This window comes from Pandoraea terrigena (assembly GCF_902459705.1).
Taxonomy (GTDB): Bacteria; Pseudomonadota; Gammaproteobacteria; order Burkholderiales; family Burkholderiaceae; genus Pandoraea; species Pandoraea terrigena.
Genome location: NZ_CABPRU010000007.1, coordinates 31,101 through 49,052, shown reverse-complemented (window position 1 = coordinate 49,052; position 17,952 = coordinate 31,101). Strand labels below are relative to the sequence as shown.

General features: G+C 63.2%; 11 protein-coding genes and 1 pseudogene. 3 read left to right on the top strand and 9 right to left on the bottom strand.

Annotated elements, in window-relative coordinates; all coding sequences use genetic code 11:
* Nucleotides 1-242 precede the first annotated feature (242 nt).
* From PTE31013_RS15205 to PTE31013_RS15195, 3 genes are all read right to left on the bottom strand, one after another.
* The gene (locus PTE31013_RS15205; protein WP_150613619.1) at nucleotides 243-1,709 is read right to left on the bottom strand and encodes a glutamate synthase subunit beta; all 1,467 of its coding nucleotides are present in this window, start codon (nucleotides 1,707-1,709) and stop codon (nucleotides 243-245) included.
* A 96-nt stretch (nucleotides 1,710-1,805) separates the two neighbouring features.
* Nucleotides 1,806-6,539 carry a glutamate synthase-related protein gene (locus PTE31013_RS15200; RefSeq protein ID WP_484555854.1) on the bottom strand — a complete coding sequence of 1,578 codons (4,734 nt, stop codon included), beginning with the start codon at nucleotides 6,537-6,539 and terminating at the stop codon, nucleotides 1,806-1,808.
* Nucleotides 6,540-6,917: 378 nt separating this feature from the next.
* Nucleotides 6,918-7,619 carry a transposase gene (locus PTE31013_RS15195; RefSeq protein ID WP_150613618.1) on the bottom strand — a complete coding sequence of 234 codons (702 nt, stop codon included), beginning with the start codon at nucleotides 7,617-7,619 and terminating at the stop codon, nucleotides 6,918-6,920.
* Nucleotides 7,620-7,817: 198 nt separating this feature from the next.
* Here PTE31013_RS15195 and PTE31013_RS15190 point away from each other — a divergent pair, with 198 nt between their 5' ends.
* The 3 genes from PTE31013_RS15190 (at nucleotide 7,818) to PTE31013_RS15180 (ending at nucleotide 10,379) form a co-directional block, all read left to right on the top strand.
* Nucleotides 7,818-8,666: an OmpW/AlkL family protein gene (locus tag PTE31013_RS15190; protein WP_150613617.1), complete on the top strand. Its 849-nt coding sequence runs from the start codon at nucleotides 7,818-7,820 to the stop codon at nucleotides 8,664-8,666.
* 267 nt (nucleotides 8,667-8,933) lie between these two features.
* Nucleotides 8,934-9,683, top strand: a complete 750-nt coding sequence (locus tag PTE31013_RS15185) for an OmpW/AlkL family protein (RefSeq protein ID WP_150613616.1) — start codon at nucleotides 8,934-8,936, stop codon at nucleotides 9,681-9,683.
* 318 nt (nucleotides 9,684-10,001) lie between these two features.
* Nucleotides 10,002-10,379 carry an ElaB/YgaM/YqjD family protein gene (locus PTE31013_RS15180; RefSeq protein ID WP_174978582.1) on the top strand — a complete coding sequence of 126 codons (378 nt, stop codon included), beginning with the start codon at nucleotides 10,002-10,004 and terminating at the stop codon, nucleotides 10,377-10,379.
* A gap of 149 nt (nucleotides 10,380-10,528) precedes the next feature.
* Here PTE31013_RS15180 and PTE31013_RS15175 read toward each other — a convergent pair whose 3' ends face one another.
* The 6 genes and pseudogenes from PTE31013_RS15175 to pilM form a co-directional block, all read right to left on the bottom strand.
* Complete coding sequence (locus PTE31013_RS15175; RefSeq protein ID WP_150613614.1) at nucleotides 10,529-11,665, bottom strand: deoxyguanosinetriphosphate triphosphohydrolase; 1,137 nt, start codon at nucleotides 11,663-11,665, stop codon at nucleotides 10,529-10,531.
* 16 nt (nucleotides 11,666-11,681) lie between these two features.
* On the bottom strand, nucleotides 11,682-12,758 hold the full coding sequence (gene aroB, locus PTE31013_RS15170; RefSeq protein WP_150613613.1) for a 3-dehydroquinate synthase: 1,077 nt from the start codon (nucleotides 12,756-12,758) through the stop codon (nucleotides 11,682-11,684).
* A gap of 236 nt (nucleotides 12,759-12,994) precedes the next feature.
* Nucleotides 12,995-13,513: pseudogene (locus PTE31013_RS15165) on the bottom strand (shikimate kinase); the annotation flags it as partial.
* 66 nt (nucleotides 13,514-13,579) lie between these two features.
* Complete coding sequence (gene pilQ / locus PTE31013_RS15160) at nucleotides 13,580-16,039, bottom strand: type IV pilus secretin PilQ (protein WP_150613611.1); 2,460 nt, start codon at nucleotides 16,037-16,039, stop codon at nucleotides 13,580-13,582.
* Nucleotides 16,029-16,700 (bottom strand): PilN domain-containing protein, encoded by a 672-nt coding sequence (locus tag PTE31013_RS15155; RefSeq protein WP_150613610.1) that lies wholly within the window; start codon nucleotides 16,698-16,700, stop codon nucleotides 16,029-16,031. Before PTE31013_RS15155 ends, pilQ begins: the two co-directional genes overlap by 11 nt.
* The gene (gene pilM / locus PTE31013_RS15150; protein ID WP_150613609.1) at nucleotides 16,691-17,740 is read right to left on the bottom strand and encodes a type IV pilus biogenesis protein PilM; all 1,050 of its coding nucleotides are present in this window, start codon (nucleotides 17,738-17,740) and stop codon (nucleotides 16,691-16,693) included. Before pilM ends, PTE31013_RS15155 begins: the two co-directional genes overlap by 10 nt.
* Between the last annotated feature and the right edge of the window lie 212 nt (nucleotides 17,741-17,952).

The window sequence follows — 17,952 nt, the reverse complement described above, 5'->3', positions numbered from 1 at the left end:
GACATCTTATATTTCGCGATTCAGCGCGCTCCCTCGTCTATTGCATGCCGCCCAGACAGCGGCATCGGGCGCTACACGGGCGACGTTCGGGCAAGAAAAAACCGCCCGGACGTTGCCGTCCGGACGGTTTCTTCACGGTAACGCGAAGGTCTACCTCCGCGCCCCTCCTCTCAACCCCGTATTTGTGGTTTTGGCAGGTGTTACCCCTTGACGCTCTCGCATGAAACACGCGTCGGCATGGCTCAGCGCGGCAATTCCGAGTAGCCCATCAGGAACTCGTCGACCGCTCGGGCACACTGACGGCCTTCGCGAATCGCCCACACCACCAGCGACTGACCGCGACGCACGTCACCGGCCGCAAACACCTTCGGCAAGTTTGTCGTATAGGCACGCTCGCCTTCGGTCGAGGCACGCACGTTGCCGCGCGCATCCTTGTCCACGCCGAACGCGTCGAGCACGGTCTGCAACGGCGACACGAAGCCCATGGCGAGCAGGACCAGATCGGCCTTGAGTTCGAACTCCGAGCCCGGCACTTCCAGCATCTTGCCGTCCTTCCATTCGAGACGCACGGCGATCAGCTTCTCGACCTTGCCGTTCTTGCCTTCGAAGCGCTTGGTCGCGACCGACCAGTCGCGCTCGCACCCCTCTTCGTGGCTCGACGACGTGCGCAGCTTGGTCGGCCAGTACGGCCACACCATCGGTTTGTTTTCCTGCTCGGGCGGCTGCGGCAGCAGTTCGAACTGGGTCACGCTCTTTGCCTCGTGACGGTTCGACGTACCCACGCAATCGGAGCCGGTATCGCCACCGCCGATCACGATCACGTGCTTGCCCGTGGCCAACAGTTGGTTGGCCAGCTTGTCGCCCGCATTGACCTTGTTTTGCTGCGGCAGGAATTCCATCGCGAAATGGATGCCTTCCAGCTCGCGACCCGGCACCGGAAGATCGCGCGGCTGCTCTGCACCGCCCGCGATCACCACGGCGTCGAACTGCGTCTGCAACTGCTCCGGCGAGATCGTCTCCCTGGAGAAGTTGTTGACGTGTGCTTCCGGCGCGTCCTTGCCGACGTAGACACCGGTGCGGAATGTCACGCCCTCCGCTTCCATCTGGCGCATACGGCGATCGATCAGCCACTTTTCCAGCTTGAAGTCGGGAATGCCATAGCGCAGCAGGCCGCCCACACGGTCGTTCTTTTCGAACACGGTGACGTCGTGACCGACGCGCGCCAGTTGCTGCGCCACGGCCATGCCCGCCGGGCCGGAGCCGACCACGGCGACCGTCTTGCCGGTCTTGTGCTTCGCAGGCAGCGGCTCGACCCAGCCTTCGCTCCACGCCTTGTCGATGATCGCGTGTTCGATCGATTTGATCCCCACCGCGTCGCTGTTGATGTTCAGCGTGCAGGCGGCTTCACACGGCGCCGGACAGATACGGCCCGTGAACTCGGGGAAGTTGTTCGTCGAGTGCAGCACCGAGATGGCCGACTTCCAGTCCTGGCGATACACCAGGTCGTTGAAGTCCGGAATGATGTTGTTGACCGGGCAGCCGTTGTTGCAGAACGGAATGCCGCAGTCCATGCAGCGTGCGCCTTGCACCTTTGCCTGATCGTCGGAGAGCGCGAGCACGAACTCCTTGTAGTGCTTCACGCGTGCCAGCGGTGCTTCGTAAGACTCGCCCTGGCGCTCGAATTCGAGAAAACCTGTGACCTTGCCCATGTTTCTTCAGTCGAAAAGTTTTGTGGTTACCGTGCCTCACCCGCGCGCGGCACGCCATCGGGGCCCTCACCCCGTGGCGTTGCCGCGCAAGCGGTATCAGGCCGCCAGTGCTTGTTTTTCGTTGGCCTTGGCCATATCGCCGAGGGCTCGCTTGTATTCGCTCGGGAACACCTTCACGAACTTGCGGCGCGCGCCGTCCCAGTCTTCGAGCAACGCCTTGGCGCGCGTCGAGCCCGTGTACTGGAAGTGACGCTCGATCAGCTCGCGCAGTTGGGCCTCGTCGGTCTGGCCGCGATGCCACAGCCCCTGGCTCACCGTGCGCTCCTGCTCGCCGTGCGGCAGCACCGGATCCAGGGCGACCATCGCCGTGTTGCACTTGGCGGCGAACGTGCCGTCAGCGTCGTACACGTAGGCCACCCCCCCCGACATACCTGCCGCAAAGTTACGCCCGGTCTCACCCAGCACGACCACCGTACCGCCGGTCATGTATTCGCAACCGTGATCGCCCGAGCCTTCCACCACCGCGGTGGCGCCCGAATTACGCACGCAGAAGCGTTCGCCGGCCACGCCGTTGAAGAAGGCTTCGCCTTCGATGGCGCCGATCATCACGGTGTTGCCCACGATGATGTTGTCTTCGGCATTGCCACGGAAATCGTTGGTCGGACGCACGATGATGCGCCCGCCCGACAGGCCCTTGCCCACGTAGTCGTTGCCGTCGCCCACCAGATCGAGCGTGATGCCGCGGGCGAGGAACGCGCCGAAGCTCTGACCCGCCGTGCCCTTGAGCTGCACGTGGATCGTATCGTCCGGCAGGCCGTCGTGGCCGTAACGCTTGGCCACTTCGCCCGAGAGCATCGCGCCGACCGTACGGTTACGGTTGCGCACCGGCTGGATGAACGAAACGTGCTCGCCCTTTTCGAGCGCCGGCAGCGCCTTTTCGATGATCGCATGATCGAGTGCAGCCGCCAGGCCGTGATCTTGCGATTCGACATGCAGGCGCGGCACGTCGGCGTCCATTTCCGGCAGGTGGAAAATGCGCGCGAAGTCGAGGCCCTTCGCCTTCCAGTGCTCCACGCCCGCGCGGGTGTTGAGCAGATCGGCACGGCCGATCAAGTCGTCGAACTTCGCGATGCCCAATTGCGCCATGATTTCGCGCACTTCTTCGGCCACGAAGAAGAAATAGTTGACCACGTGTTCCGGCTTGCCCTGGAATTTCTTGCGCAGCACCGGATCTTGCGTCGCCACGCCCACCGGGCAGGTGTTCAGGTGGCATTTGCGCATCATGATGCAGCCTTCGACGACGAGCGGCGCCGTCGCGAAGCCGAATTCATCGGCACCCAGCAGCGCGCCGATGACCACGTCGCGTCCGGTCTTCATCTGACCGTCGGCCTGCACGCGGATACGACCACGCAGGCGGTTGAGCACCAGCGTCTGCTGCGTCTCGGCCAGACCCAGTTCCCACGGGGTGCCGGCGTACTTCACCGACGACAGCGGCGATGCGCCCGTGCCACCGTCGTGACCGGCGATCACCACGTGATCGGCCTTGGCCTTCGCAACACCGGCGGCGACCGTGCCCACGCCCACCTCGGACACGAGCTTTACCGAGATCGACGACGAAGCGTTCACATTCTTCAGATCGTGGATGAGCTGCGCCAGATCTTCGATCGAGTAGATGTCATGGTGCGGGGGCGGCGAAATCAGGCCGACACCCGGCACCGAGTAACGCAGCTTGCCGATGTATTCCGTCACCTTGTGACCCGGCAACTGTCCACCTTCACCCGGCTTCGCACCCTGCGCCATCTTGATCTGGATCTGATCGGCCGAAACCAGATAGTCGGCCGTCACCCCGAAGCGGCCTGAGGCCACCTGCTTGATCTTCGAGCGCAGCGAGTCGCCGTCCTGGAGTTCGATGTCGGCCTCGATGACATCGTGACCGACGATCGAGGCAAGCGATTCGCCCTTCTTGATCGGAATACCCTTCAGTTCGTTGCGATAACGGCGCGAATCTTCGCCGCCCTCACCCGTGTTCGACTTGCCGCCGATACGGTTCATGGCAACGGCCAGCGTGGCGTGCGCTTCGGTCGAGATCGAGCCGAGCGACATGGCACCGGTGGCGAAACGCTTCACGATGTCCTTGGCCGACTCGACCTGGTCGAGCGGAATCGCGCGCTGCGGATCGACGCGGAACTCGAACAAACCACGCAGCGTCATGTGACGCTTGCTCTGGTCGTTGATCAGGTTCGCGTATTCCTTGTACGTCTGGTAAGAGTTCGAACGGGTCGAATGCTGGAGCTTGGCGATGGCATCGGGCGTCCACATGTGGTCTTCGCCACGAATGCGGAACGCGTATTCGCCGCCGGCGTCGAGCATGTTCGCGAGCACCGGGTTGTCGCTGAACGCGTCGCGATGCAGACGCACCGCCTCTTCGGCCACTTCGAAGATGCCAATACCGCCGACGTTCGACGCCGTGCCCTGGAAGTACTTCCTGACCAGTTCCTGCGACAGGCCGATGGCTTCGAATATCTGTGCCCCCGTGTACGACATGTACGTCGAGATGCCCATTTTCGACATGACCTTGTGCAGGCCCTTGCCGACCGCCTTGACGAAGTGCTTGACCGCCTTTTCCGGCGTGAGATCGCCGCCTTGCTTGCGGGCGATCTGCGCGAGCGTCTCCATCGCAAGGTACGGGTGAACGGCTTCCGCGCCGTAGCCCGCGAGCAATGCGAAGTGGTGCACTTCACGCGCCGAACCGGTTTCGACGACGAGCCCCGTGCTCGTACGCAAACCTTGCGAGACCAGGTGCTGGTGCACGGCCGAGGTGGCGAGCAACGCCGGGATCGCGACTTGCTCGCGATTCGTCAGGCGGTCCGACACGATGAGGATGTTGTAGCCCGACTTCACGGCGTCGACGGCTTCGGCGCACAGCGACGCGAGGCGCGCTTCGATGCCTTCCTTGCCCCACGCGACCGGATAGCAGATGTTCAGCTCGTACGAGCGGAATTTGCCGCCGGTGTACTTGTCGATGTGGCGGATCTTCGAGATTTCCTTGAAGTCCAGCACCGGCTGCGACACTTCGAGACGCATCGGCGGGTTGATGTTGTTCGTGTCGAGCAGGTTCGGCTTCGGACCGATGAACGACACCAGCGACATCACCATGTTCTCGCGAATCGGATCGATCGGCGGGTTCGTCACCTGCGCGAAGAGCTGACGGAAGTAGTGATAGAGCGTCTTGTTCTTGTTGCTCATGACCGCGAGCGGGCTGTCGTTGCCCATCGAACCCACGGCCTCTTCGCCGTTGATCGCCATCGGCGTCATCAGCAGCTTCACTTCTTCCTGCGTGTAGCCGAAGGCCTGCTGCAAGTCGAGCAGCGGCGTGGCCGAATCGTGATGCGCGCCGGCCTCTTCGATCTTCGGCTCGATCTCGTCGAGCTTGATACGCACTGCATCGATCCAGCTCTTGTACGGCTTCGCGTTGGCGAGGTTGTCCTTGAGTTCCTTGTCGTCGATGATGCGGCCCTGTTCCATATCGATCAGGAACATCTTGCCCGGCTGCAGGCGCCACTTCTTGACGATCTTCGACTCGGGGATCGGCAGCACGCCCGACTCCGACGCCAGGATGACCATGTCGTCGTCGGTGATCACGAAGCGCGCCGGGCGCAGGCCGTTACGATCGAGCGTTGCGCCGATCTGACGGCCGTCGGTGAACGCGATGGCGGCGGGGCCGTCCCACGGCTCCATCATTGCGGCGTGGTATTCGTAGAACGCGCGGCGATTGTCGTCCATCAGCGTGTGCTGCTCCCAGGCTTCCGGGATCATCATCATCACGGCGTGGGCGAGCGGGTAGCCGGCCATCGTGAGCATTTCGAGGCAGTTATCGAACGATGCGGTGTCCGACTGGCCCGGATAGATCAGCGGCCACAGTTTCTGCAGATCGTCGCCGAGCACGGCCGACGAGATCGCGCCCGTGCGGGCGTTGATCCAGTTGACGTTGCCCTTGACGGTGTTGATTTCACCATTGTGCGCAACCATGCGGTACGGGTGCGCCAGCTCCCATGCGGGGAACGTGTTCGTCGAGAAACGCTGGTGAACGAGAGCGAGCGCCGAGACGGTGCGCGGGTCGGCCAGGTCGCGATAGTAGCGGCCGACCTGGTCGCACAGCAGCAGACCCTTGTAGACGACCGTGCGCGCCGACATCGACGGCACGAAGTATTCCTTGCCGTGCTTGAGCTTGAGCGCCTGGATGCGGTGGCTTGCGGTCTTGCGGATGACGTACAGCTTACGCTCGAGGGCGTCCGTCACCATGATGTCCTGCCCGCGGCCGATGAAGATCTGGCGGATCACCGGCTCGGTCGCCTTCACGTTGGGCGACATCGGCATCTCGCGATCGATCGCGACATCACGCCAGCCGAGCACGACTTGCCCCTCAGCCTTCACGGTTCGCTCGAGTTCCTGCTCGCAGGCCAGGCGCGACGCGTGTTCCTTCGGCAGGAAGATCATGCCGACGCCGTATTCGCCAGCCGGCGGCAGGGTCACGCCTTGCCGCCCCATCTCTTCGCGGTAGAACTGATCGGGAATCTGGAGCAGGATACCGGCGCCGTCACCCATCAACGGGTCGGCACCGACGGCGCCCCGGTGATCGAGGTTCTCGAGAATCTTCAGGCCCTGCTCGACGATGGCGTGGCTCTTCACACCCTTGATGTGGGCCACGAAGCCAACACCGCAGGCATCGTGTTCGTTGGCCGGGTCGTACATGCCCTGAGCGTCCGGCGCCAAGTACGCCTCACCCGGCATTGCTACGGCCGCTGCAATCGGTTGCTGTTTCTTTTCCACGAGTTACACCGTCTCTTGGCGAGGTCGCCGCGCGCATGCTCGTCGCGGTCGACCGGGTTAAGTGGGGGTGGCCGGGTGGGCCGGGGCTGCGGATTCGCGCGCGTCGAAGTTCATTCTTGGGCGTCGCCACAGGGGGCCAACTCAGCGCGCACGCTTTTGCGCATCGCACCAATCGGCCGAAGTTGGAATATACGCCATGAAATTCACAATGACAAAGTATTTTAATAGGGTCAGATTCTAATTAAAAACCGCACCAAAAGAAGGCTTGTTTTTAATAGGGTCAGATAATAATCGGTCGGCGAATGCCCATCGAAAATTTAGTGATTTCAAGTACCTATGGACGCCTGGAAGATCGGGACCGGCCGGTTACCCGCGTCGTCAGAGGGCGTTGGAGAGCACTTTGCGCGGACGCCCGCGGGTGAGCGGACTCACGCGCCGGTTGGCCGCGAGCGACATGCGCGCCTGATAATCGGGCCCGCCGAGTAGCCATCCCTTCTGCGTTGCTGTACGCAATGCGTCGACTTCAGAGGCCGGCAGCGGAACCGAGAACCCTTCCGCGTAGGCACGCTGACGCTCGAACGGCGTATTGCCGAGCGCCCAGTACAGCGCATGGTCCGTCACCAGGGTGTCGACGGTAAGGCCGACGTGATGGTTGTAACTCGACCACACGTAGCTCCCGGGAGCATCCACCAGACCCGCGCGCACCGGATTGAGCTCGACGTACCGGCTGGCCAGCAGCAGATAGTGCTCGGCCTCGATGACCGTGGCGCGATACCGCCCCTCCCACAGGGTGCCGGTACGCTGGTGACGCCGGTTGAAATACAGGACGTAGTAGCGCCCGACGGCCTGCAATGTGGCCGGGAGGCTGCGCTCGTCCGAGGGCGTCGCGACCAGATGCAGATGGTTCGGCATCATGCACCAGGCGTGAATCGCCAGTCCGTTGGCGCGCGCGGCATCGCGAAGCCGGTCGTGAAATACGCGCCGATCCTCGTCATCGACGAAGATCGCCTGCCGGTTATTGCCGCGCAGAATCACGTGCTGCGGCTGGCGTGGAATGAAAAGTCGAGGTAATCGGGCCATGCGGATTCAAATGTAATTCTTTAAAGCTCGATATCACGATGATCGAGAGGGTTTCGTTATCAAAAACCTCTTTAAATACTGATATCTAGCCAAACCCCGTTGATTCGTACAAAAACTCTAGATCCGACGATTGCGCAGTGAAATCCCAAGTGCATAATGCATCGAAAAATAAATAAATAATCTTGGGAGGATAGACAAATGACAACTCGGACCTATCGGTCCGCGGCGTGCCTGTGCGCGCTCGGATTCTGCATTTCCCTGGCATCCACCCCCGCCAGTGCACAACAAGCCGGTGACAACGTCGTCAATCTCGGATGGTTTCACATCGCGCCGCAAGACTCCAGCAAACCGATGACCACCAGCGTCACGCAGGAGGGGCTCACCCCAAGCCTCGTGCCGTCGAGCTTCACCTCACCCGGGAGCGGCGCGAAGGTCAGTAACGCCGACACGCTTGGCCTGGTCATCACCCACTTTGTCACCGACAACATTGCCGTGCAGACCGTCGCCGGCATTCCGGCCAAGTTCAAGCTTACCGGACAAGGCGTGATCGCACCGCCGGGACTGGCCGGCGCGCTCACGAGTATCGACCTTGGTGCGTCGCAAAACAATCCGATCGTGCAGAGCGTTCGTCAATGGAGTCCGGCGCTCGTATTCCAGTATTACTTCGGACAGGCCAATTCCACCTGGCGTCCCTTTCTGGGGATCGGCGTGAGTTATACGTTCTTCACGAACGTCAATCTCAATCCGAACTTCGAAGCGGCGCTGAATCAGAATTTCGGCAGTGTGCTCGCGTTTACTTCCGGACATAACGGACCGACCACCGTTGAAGCGAAATCGTCGGCGTCGTGGCAACCGGTTTTCAATGCCGGTCTTTCCTATGCCTTCGACAAGCATTGGGTCGCGAGTGCCTCCGTTTCGTACGTCCCTCTCAAGACCACCGCGAATATCAAGATCAAGGCGCAGGACGGAACAGTGCTCTCCTCCTCCGATGCGGTGATCAAACTGAACCCGATTGTCACCTTCGTATCGCTCGGCTACAAGTTCTAGACTCAGTGTGCGGGACGCATGATGCGTGCGGCATGTCGGACTCCACAGGGAATTCCTAAAGGCGTGTCCGAGGTATAAGGGCACGCTTTTCTTCCGTCCAGCGCTTTCGGCTAAGGGCATTCCATGAGGCGATGCATGGAAACAACACCTTTAGAGCGCGGCCTCCAGTCTCTTGCTTTCCGCTGCTATGCCCCGTCGGCATAATGGCCCTGAATTTCATTTACCGAAATTCTCGACAATAAAGAATCTTGCGCAGGAGACGAATCGATGAAGTTGAAGCATTTGACGATGGCTGCCGTGGCGACGCTGACGGTATCCGGGGCCGCGTTCGCACAGCAGGCCGGCGATAACGTTGTCAACCTTGGCTGGTTCCACCTCTCGCCCCAGGTTTCGAGTGATCCGCTGCATGTGACCGGGTCGAACGTTCCGGGTCTGCCTGCACTGGTGAACAGCCGGCTCGGCAACACGGGTGCACAAGTCGACGACGCCGACACCGCGGGCCTCACGTTTGCCCATTTCTTCACTGACAACATCGCGGTGGAAGCCGTCACCGGCTTCGCACCGAAGTTCCGCCTCTACGGTCAGGGCAACCTCGCGCTGCCAGGTGGCGGCTCGCTGGGTTCAGCCAAACAGTGGAGCCCGGCCTTGTTGCTGAAGTATTACTTCGGCAAGGCAAACGACACGTGGCGTCCGTTCGTCGGCCTCGGCGTCAGCTACTTCTGGTACACGAACATCGAACTGACGCCGGCCTTCCAGTCATTGGCCAGCAACTCACTGACCGGCGGCGCGGGCGGCAACACGACGGCCAAACTGACCAACTCGTGGGCGCCGGTGTTCAATGCCGGTATCAACTACAACATGGACAAGCACTGGACGCTCGCATTCTCGGTGTCGTATATCCCGGTCAGCACCACGGCCAAGCTGACGACCACCCGAGGCCCGATCACCACGACCAGTGAAGCCAAGGTCAGGCTGAATCCGGTCGTGACGTTCCTGTCGCTCGGTTACCGCTTCTAAGTCCCGGGCCAAGTCCGCTTTCCGGCGCGCGCCAGCGCCTGCATTCGGGCCGCCTCGGCGCGACGCAAGTCGCATCAAGCTGTAGAGAAAACGCCGCCCCGTGCGGCGTTTTCGCGCTTCCAGCCGAGATGTCAGTGTTTTCTCACACGATCTTCAGCCAACGCAACGCAACTTTCTTAGTTTCCCGACAGTCTCTGAAGGTGTACGCACGCGAACGGCCGCGCCATAATGGCCGCTCGCCTCAGGGTTCCACCGGCGTCGCGGTTCCCCCGATCTGACGGACGCCACATTTCAATACCACCTCTTGGGAGTCTGAAAATGGGAATTGCCTCGAAAGCGGAAACGGCACTCAAAAGCAGCCTGGACGATGCGCGCTTCGCCGGCCGACGCACCGCACGCGCCGCACGTCTGGCGAGTCACGACGTTTCGTCGCGTGTCCGCGATCTGCTCGACGATCTTGACCACGCGCTGTCCAACGCGAAATCGGCATCGGACGTCGACGCCCTTCGCGCCGAGATCGGTGACAAGCTTCGCGAAGCGCGCAGCGAATTTGGCGATGCCCGCGCCAATCTGCGTCGTCGCGCCAACGAAGTCTGGGAAGAAGCCGATGGTTATGTCCACGAACGCCCATGGCAAACCCTTGGCACCGTGGCGGCGGTCGCGCTGGTGCTCGGCTTCATCGCGGGACGTAGCTAACCCGCCGGCCGTGCTGTTGCGCACATCGCGAGGTCGCGCCTGACGCATCGAGACACCAAGGCCTCGTCGGCACATGCGACCCAAAAGCAGCGAAACACAGAACACAGCCGGCGAATGCCGGCTGTTTCGTCTCATCCTCGAGGCATGCCTCAGAGCGTCGGTTCGATAGTGAAGAGACGACTGTATTCCTTGATCGCGTAGCGATCCGTCATCCCGGCAATGTAGTGTGCGATCCAGCGCGGCTGGTCCGCCGCGGTCTCGGTACGGTAGTTCGGTGGCAGCAAGCGGGGATCGGCGAGGAATGCGTCGAACAACTCCTGTACGATGCGCTGTGCTTTCGCTGCCATGCGCACCACCAGATAATGCCGGTACAGGTTATCGAACAAAAACCGCTTCAGTCGCCCGGCTTGCTCGCGCATCTCATCGCTGAAAGCCACCAGCGGTCCTGCGCCGCGCACGTCGTCCATGGAGAACGGCGAAGCGTCTGCCACGCGTTGGCGCGTGGTCGTGATCAGGTCGACGATCAACGCATTGATCATCCGCCGCGTCGTCTCGTGCACCAGCCGCCGCCCGGAAATCTCCGGCCACGCCAACCGCGCCTCCGTGCAATAGCGTTTCCAGAGCGGCACAACGTCGAGTTGGTCGAGCGACAACAAGCCGGAGCGCACGCCATCGTCGATATCGTGATTGTTGTAGGCGATTTCGTCTGCAAGATTGGCGATCTGCGCTTCCATGCCGGGCTGTCGCCCCTTGAGAAATCGCTCGCCAAGCTCTCCCAGCCCTCTCGCATTCGCGCGAGAGCAGTGTTTGAGAATGCCTTCGCGCGTCTCGAAACACAGGTTCAGGCCGTTGAAGCCGCCGTAATGCTCTTCGAGTTCGTCGACAACGATCAGGCTCTGCAAATTGTGCTCGAACCCGCCGTAGTCCTGCATGCAGGTGTTGAGGGCGTCCTGCCCGGCATGACCGAAGGGCGTGTGACCGAGGTCGTGTGCCAGCGCGATCGCCTCGACGAGATCCTCGCTGACGCGCAGATTCCGTGCAATCGACCGCCCGATCTGTGCCACTTCCAGACTGTGCGTCAGACGCGTGCGGAACAGGTCACCCTCGTGATTCACGAACACTTGCGTCTTGTATTCGAGCCGGCGGAACGCCGTCGAATGAATGATGCGGTCGCGGTCACGCTGAAATTCGGTCCGCGTCGTCGGCGCGGGTTCCGCAAACCGCCTTCCGCGCGACGCGCTCGAGCGCGCCGCGTAAGAGGCGAGCGACGCTTCGTAATCGATCATCGCCAGCCTTCCTTTCCTAGACGTTAGCGCGCAAGGTCGCGCGAAGTTCGGCATCGGGAACGCTCGTCACGAACGCTTGCCCCAGCCGGTTGAGCAACACGAAACGGATATCGCCGCCTTCTGCCTTCTTGTCGACCCGCATCAGCTCGATGTAGCGATCCTCGCCGAGATCCGGCCCCGTGACCGGCAACTTGGCCGACGCAATCAGCGCCTTGATACGCGACACGAACGCCGCATCGATGAAACCCAGACGCGCCGACAGATCGGCCGCCATGACCATGCCGCACCCCACCGCTTCGCCATGCAGCCATTCGCCATAACCGAGGCCCGCCTCGATGGCGTGGCCGAACGTATGACCGAAGTTCAGCGTGGCACGCAGACCTTGTTCGCGCTCGTCGCTGGCGACGACCTGCGCCTTGATCTCGCACGAACGCTGCACGGCGTAAGTGAGTGCTGCCGTATCGCGGGCATTCAGCGCGTCGATATTCGCCTCAATCCAAGCGAAGTATTTTTCATCGGCAATCGCGCCATGCTTGATGACTTCCGCCAGCCCGGCAGCCAGTTCACGATCCGGCAACGTGGACAACGTGCCGATGTCCGCCAGCACGGCGCTCGGCTGCCAGAAGGCGCCGATCATGTTTTTGCCAAGCGGGTGGTTGATCCCCGTCTTGCCGCCGACCGACGAATCCACTTGGGCAAGCAGCGTCGTGGGCACCTGCACGAACGGAACACCACGCATGTAGCAGGCGGCGGCAAACCCTGTCATGTCGCCGACGACGCCACCGCCCAGCGCGATCAGCGTCGCCTTGCGGTCTGCCTGGGCGCCCAGCAGTTTGTCGAAGATCAGGTTGAGCGTTTGCCAGTTCTTGTGCGCCTCGCCATCCGGCAGCACGGCGGTGACCACCTGCTTGCCGAGTCGTCGAAGCGTTGCCGCAACGCGCTCGGCGTAAAGCGGGGCGACGGTCGTATTCGTCACGATCACGGCGTGCGTGCCGCGAACGTGCGGCGCGAACAAGGCGTCCTGCGAGAGCAGGTCGGTGCCGATGTGGATCGGATAGGCGCGCTCGCCCAGATCGAGTTTGAGGGTAATCATGCCGCTTGTTGTCATGTTCAGCGATATCGCCGATATCAGCGAGGAAAGGTATCACGCGCCGGCGACGTAGGCAGCGTCTGCACGGCGGCGTCGCGGTCGGCCTGTGCCGGATCCTCGTCATGTCCGTCTGCCTGCACCGCATCACCGTCACCGTCACCATGCGCACCTTCGAGGGCCTCGTCATGCGCACTCGCTTGCCCGTCTGGCGCCTCGGATGCCTCACCTGTGTTGCTGGGAACGATCCCGGCGACCTCCAGTTGCATCAGCACCATATTGACGAGCGCATTCACGCTCGGGCGCCCCGTTTCGATGACGAAGGTTGCGCATTCGCGATAAAGCGCGTCGCGCTCCCGGAACAACTGTTCGAGACGCGCGCGTGGATCGGCCGTTTGCAGCAACGGGCGGTTCTTGTCACGACGCGTGCGCAGCCAGAGGTCATGCGGGGTCGCGCGCAAATAGACCACCGTGCCGCGCGACTTGATATGTTCGCGATTTTCCGCGCGCAGCACCGCGCCCCCGCCGGTGGCAAGTACGATGCCGCTACGCTGGGTGAGTTCGTCGATGGTCTGGGCTTCGCGCTGACGGAAGCCATCCTCGCCTTCGTGCTCGAAGATGATCGGAATGCGCACGCCCGTGCGCGCCTCGATCTCATGGTCGGAGTCATAGAACTGCCGCCCGAGACGTCGTGCCACTGCGCGCCCAACCGTGGTCTTGCCCGCCCCCATCAGTCCGACAAGTATTACGTTTTCCAGCATAAATCGCTGATATTTGGGTTCCAGCCCCCGATGATACCGGGATATGCGTCGGGCGTGCGGAACGCGTCAACCCGGAGAGCTCCCTGTGAGCGGCCGATGGCCTGACGGCAGGTCGTTTTGCATGGACTCGGGGGAAACGCCGCGGGAGGCCGCCCTATCCTCCGCATCGCCACCGATCCGGCCCTCGGGCACCACGCTGGGCGTCAGAAACACCAGCAGCTCCGTACGGCGGTCTTCTTTGGCGCGGTTACGAAACAGCGCCCCCAGTAAAGGTACGTCGCCCAGCCACGGCACGCTGGCTCGACTGTCGCGCCGTTCCTCTTGGTAGATCCCGCCGATGGCCACCGTTCCTCCGTCCTCGACCTGCACCTGTGTCTTCACATGCCGAGTGTCCACCGCAAACCCCTGCGCTACCGCCTGCCCGACGCTGTCCTTGCGCACATCGACATCCAGAATCACCTGACCGTCCGGGGTAATCAACGGGGTCACTTCCAACCTCAACGTGGCCTTGCGAAATTGAACCGACGTCGCGCCGCGGCGGCCGCTTTGTGTCTGGTAAGGCAGCTCCGTGCCCTGTTCGATGACGGCCTGAATCTTGTCTGCCGTGACCACGCGAGGTCGGGAGACGACACGACCGCGCCCACTTGTCTCCAGTGCCGAGAGTTCCAGTTGCAGGAAGCGCGTGGCCGAGCGGCCAAAAAGCGTGATCGCCAGGCTCGGCGGCGCCACGCCTGCCAGCGCCGCCGCAGGTAGGCCAATGTCGAGCGCACTGCCCGACGACGTTCCACCTCCGCGATTCGCGCCCCCAATACCCCGTGAATTCTCGGCGACGGCCGGGTCGCCGGTCTTCTCCCCGCCCTTGCCACGCGCGTGGTATCCCGCCAGCCTGACGCCGAGCGACTCGCTGAACCGGTCGTCGGCCTCGACAATGCGGGCTTCGATCAACACCTGCCGGACAGGCACGTCGATGCGCGCGATGAACAGAGCCAGCGCATCGAGCTTTTCCGGCAAATCGGTCACGAACAATTGGTTCGTGCGCGGATCGGCAATCAGGCTGCCTCGCGCGGACAACAGTCGTCGCCCCTTGTTGTCCTTTTCGCCCATGAGGATCTCCCGCAGCGCCAGCGCACGCGGATAGTTCAGCGTAAAGCGACGGCTGGCCAGCGGCAACAAGGCTTCGCGCTTCGCGGCCGCTTCCAGTTGCGTCTGCTCGTCGGCCAGCAAGTCGGCACGCGGCGCAATCCAGTCGACGCCGTTCAACGATTGAATGCCGAGTCCGGCGCTGCGGATCATGACCTCGAACGCCGCGGCGGCGGAGACGCGCTGCACTTCCATGTCGAGACGTCCCGCGACGCGCTCGCCGATCACCACACTGCGCCCAGTCAGACGGGCGAAGGCCCTCAGCGCGTCGGCCGCCTCGACACCATGGAGCGTCACGTCGACGGTCAACGCGTCAGGGCGCTCGGCCGCATGTCCCCGTTGCGGCGGCCCATCACTCCAGTTCGCCGCCAGTCCCGCAGCGGACGTCCGATGAAACACCACCCGACGCGATCCCGCGCGCATTGATCCGACGGGCACCCCGTCGTCGACCGGCGGCTGCACGCTGGACGTTGTCATCGTTACCGCGTCCTGCGCCGATCGGCGCGTGAGCGGCGTGCGGAACACGTCGATCGTGTCCGCCGGTATCTGCCAGCGAGGAACCTGCGCCGGTAACGCCGGCAAGCGTCGCTCGGAAGGCACACTGGGCAGGTCTGCGGGGCGTCGCCACGCATACGCAGCAACCATGGCCGTAATTCCGGCGTCGGCCTCTCCCACCGCTGCCGCGCCCGGCGCCCCCAACGCCGGCCCCTCAAGCGACAGGTGCTCGACCGCCAGATGTCGAGGCAGGCGGTTGACCTCGGCGAGCCAGCCGAGGATATCCGAGACGCCCCCCCTGACGCGTATTTCAGCACGCTCGATGTCGAGGTCTCCCACCGGTGCGGAAGGCCCCGGCCGTGCTGCCTCCAGCGTCAGGCCCGAACGTGCAGCGAGGCGCTCGAGATCAGCGCGCCACGCCGCACGCGCATCGTCATCGGACTCCGGTAGCCAGGACTCGAACGGGTTCGGCGCCGGCGTCCGTTCGCCCCCTTTGGCACTCTCGCCCCCGTCGACCGCCGCGTCCGCTGTGTTTTGTGCGGCGAGCGGAAGCAAGCGCCCCCAGGCCATCGCATCGGCCTCCGCGTCACGCAGCGCCATCGACAATGCGGGCAAGCGGTGCGACGCGTCGTTGGCCCGATCCCACGCCTGCTGTTCGACGCCGAGATCTTTCAGCAAGGTTGCCCGCACCGGCAGGCCCACCAGCCACCATACCGACCACGCCGTCAGGAACCCCACCAACCAGGCGACGATGGCCAGTCCCCACCGCACCGGCGACGACCACTCGGCCGGCGAGACGGATGTCCACGCGGTCCATCGCGCGCGCCAGCGGTCCGTCAGATCACGAAAGATGTCGCGGACATCGTCCGGCGGCGGGCGCTCACCGTACATCGGACACCTCCTCACTCGACAGGCCATCGACCTCCGCATTGACCGACAGGGCAACGGGCTTCGATGCGAGCTTTCGTTCAATACGCAACGTGAAACGGCGCAGTGTCGGCACCGATGCCTGGGTCGCGGCACCAACCCACTGACGCCTGACGCTCTCCGGCACGACACTCGATTCGACTTCCGCGACTTTGCGCACCCACGGCAGCATCCTCAACCGCTTCTGCGTTTCTCGCACGCGTGACTGCGTCGTTGCATAGCCCTCGACACGCACGTGCTCCTCACCGATCTTCACCGACGTCAATCGCACGCCGTCGGCGCACGCGCGCATGATGTCCAATAACCAGTACGCGACAGGTTGCCGGCGCTCGATCAACGCCGCCGCCGCCCGGCGATGGGCGCCCATCGCCGCCAGTGCGCGTGCGGCGGTATCGAACGCAGCAGACTGTCCGCCGAGCCTCTCGCTCGCCGCGCGTAGCGCCGCCATCTGCGCCTGAATTTGCTGGCGCTGGAAGATGTCGCGAGCCATCGGCGCGGCCGATGCGAGCGCACCGCACACCGCCACGCCCCCCCATATGCGCCATTGCCGTCGAAACTCACACTGTCGGCGCTCGGCGAGCGTGGGCAGAAAATCGAGTGGCGGGAAGTCCACCTTCATTCGCATGTCACGCCCCGCATCGCCATCGCACGCAATGCCAGTCCGCACGGTACGGCAAGCGAAGTCCGCTGTGCGAAAGTCTGGCGTCGTGGCCCCGATGGATGCGACGATTCAAACCGGCGCAGGGGATCGAATGGCCGCACAGGCTTACCGCAGGCTGCTCCGATAGCGTCGCAGATCGCCACCAGTCCGGCAGGACTCGCGCCTTGCGTCGCGATATGCATGACGCTCGGGGCGACCGGCAGCTTGCCCGACAGCTCTCGCACCACGCTTGCCAACGCGTCTGGATGACCACCGACACCGTCGAAACGCTCTCGCACGTCCGCCACACAGGCGTTCCCATCGAAGACGGACAGATCGAGGTGATGCGCGTCCAGTTGCAGCAATGCCATGGGCGCGCGCGGCAACACATGCGCGGCGGCGTTGCCATCGGCCGGCCAAGCCCATCGGAACGCTCGCCGTCCGGCCTCGTGCGCCGCATCGGTCGCATGCACCCGAAGTCCCGACATCTCGAGCACGGCGACGCGGCCATCCACCAGTTCGGCCTCGCAGGCATACAAACGCAGACGATAGTTGCCGGGGTCGGCCCAGGTCACGCCCACGCGATGGCGCACGTCGGGATCGCCGTCACCGGGCAGCAGCAGGGCTGCGCGGCGCTCGCACCACGCCCGCAAAGCGCGCGGCGGCAAGTCCTCCGGACACTCGACGACCTGCGTTTTCAGCCCATGGGCAGGCAGTGCCAGCACGATGGTGTCGTCCCGCAGATCCTGCACATGGGTGCCGATCCGCTCCAGCAGTTCCTCCAGACGGCGCGCGGCAGCCTCGGGTTTGACGATCGACGCACCACGCAATATGTCATCCTCGAGCACGGCAGTCCCGCAGGCGTCCAGGCGCAGTTGTGTGGGACCGGCCACCCGCGTCAAGCGAACGAAATGCATGGCGCCAGCGTCAAAATGAATACCGCAACCCCCGCCGCCAGCACGCGGCAGCGCCGACGCCAGTTGACTGCCCATGTGGCGCGCACCGCGCAGAACCGCTTCGATCATGACATCCTCCTGTCTCTCGCCCAGTTGATGTCATCGATGCTATCCAGCGCGGTGCGGCGGTCCAATCGGACCAGTCCGAATCCGCGCGACCGCCAGGCAAACGAGAGGCGGTTTAGGAATCCGCGCCCGCATTTTCTCGTCCGATTCCGACGCCCCGTAGGCCAGAACTCCGATTTTGGGGTGCCAAGGCAGGCGGCTTCGGGTCGTTCGTT

Excerpts from the sequence above, each read along its gene's own strand:
- PTE31013_RS15175 (WP_150613614.1), bottom strand. The coding sequence starts at position 11,665 with ATGATCGATTACGAAGCGTCGCTCGCCTCTTACGCGGCGCGCTCGAGC.
- PTE31013_RS15195 (WP_150613618.1), bottom strand. The coding sequence starts at position 7,619 with ATGGCCCGATTACCTCGACTTTTCATTCCACGCCAGCCGCAGCACGTG.
- pilQ (WP_150613611.1), bottom strand. The coding sequence starts at position 16,039 with ATGTACGGTGAGCGCCCGCCGCCGGACGATGTCCGCGACATCTTTCGT.
- aroB (WP_150613613.1), bottom strand. The coding sequence starts at position 12,758 with ATGATTACCCTCAAACTCGATCTGGGCGAGCGCGCCTATCCGATCCAC.
- PTE31013_RS15155 (WP_150613610.1), bottom strand. The coding sequence starts at position 16,700 with ATGCGAATGAAGGTGGACTTCCCGCCACTCGATTTTCTGCCCACGCTC.
- PTE31013_RS15185 (WP_150613616.1), top strand. The coding sequence starts at position 8,934 with ATGAAGTTGAAGCATTTGACGATGGCTGCCGTGGCGACGCTGACGGTA.
- PTE31013_RS15180 (WP_174978582.1), top strand. The coding sequence starts at position 10,002 with ATGGGAATTGCCTCGAAAGCGGAAACGGCACTCAAAAGCAGCCTGGAC.
- PTE31013_RS15190 (WP_150613617.1), top strand. The coding sequence starts at position 7,818 with ATGACAACTCGGACCTATCGGTCCGCGGCGTGCCTGTGCGCGCTCGGA.
- pilM (WP_150613609.1), bottom strand. The coding sequence starts at position 17,740 with ATGATCGAAGCGGTTCTGCGCGGTGCGCGCCACATGGGCAGTCAACTG.
- PTE31013_RS15205 (WP_150613619.1), bottom strand. The coding sequence starts at position 1,709 with ATGGGCAAGGTCACAGGTTTTCTCGAATTCGAGCGCCAGGGCGAGTCT.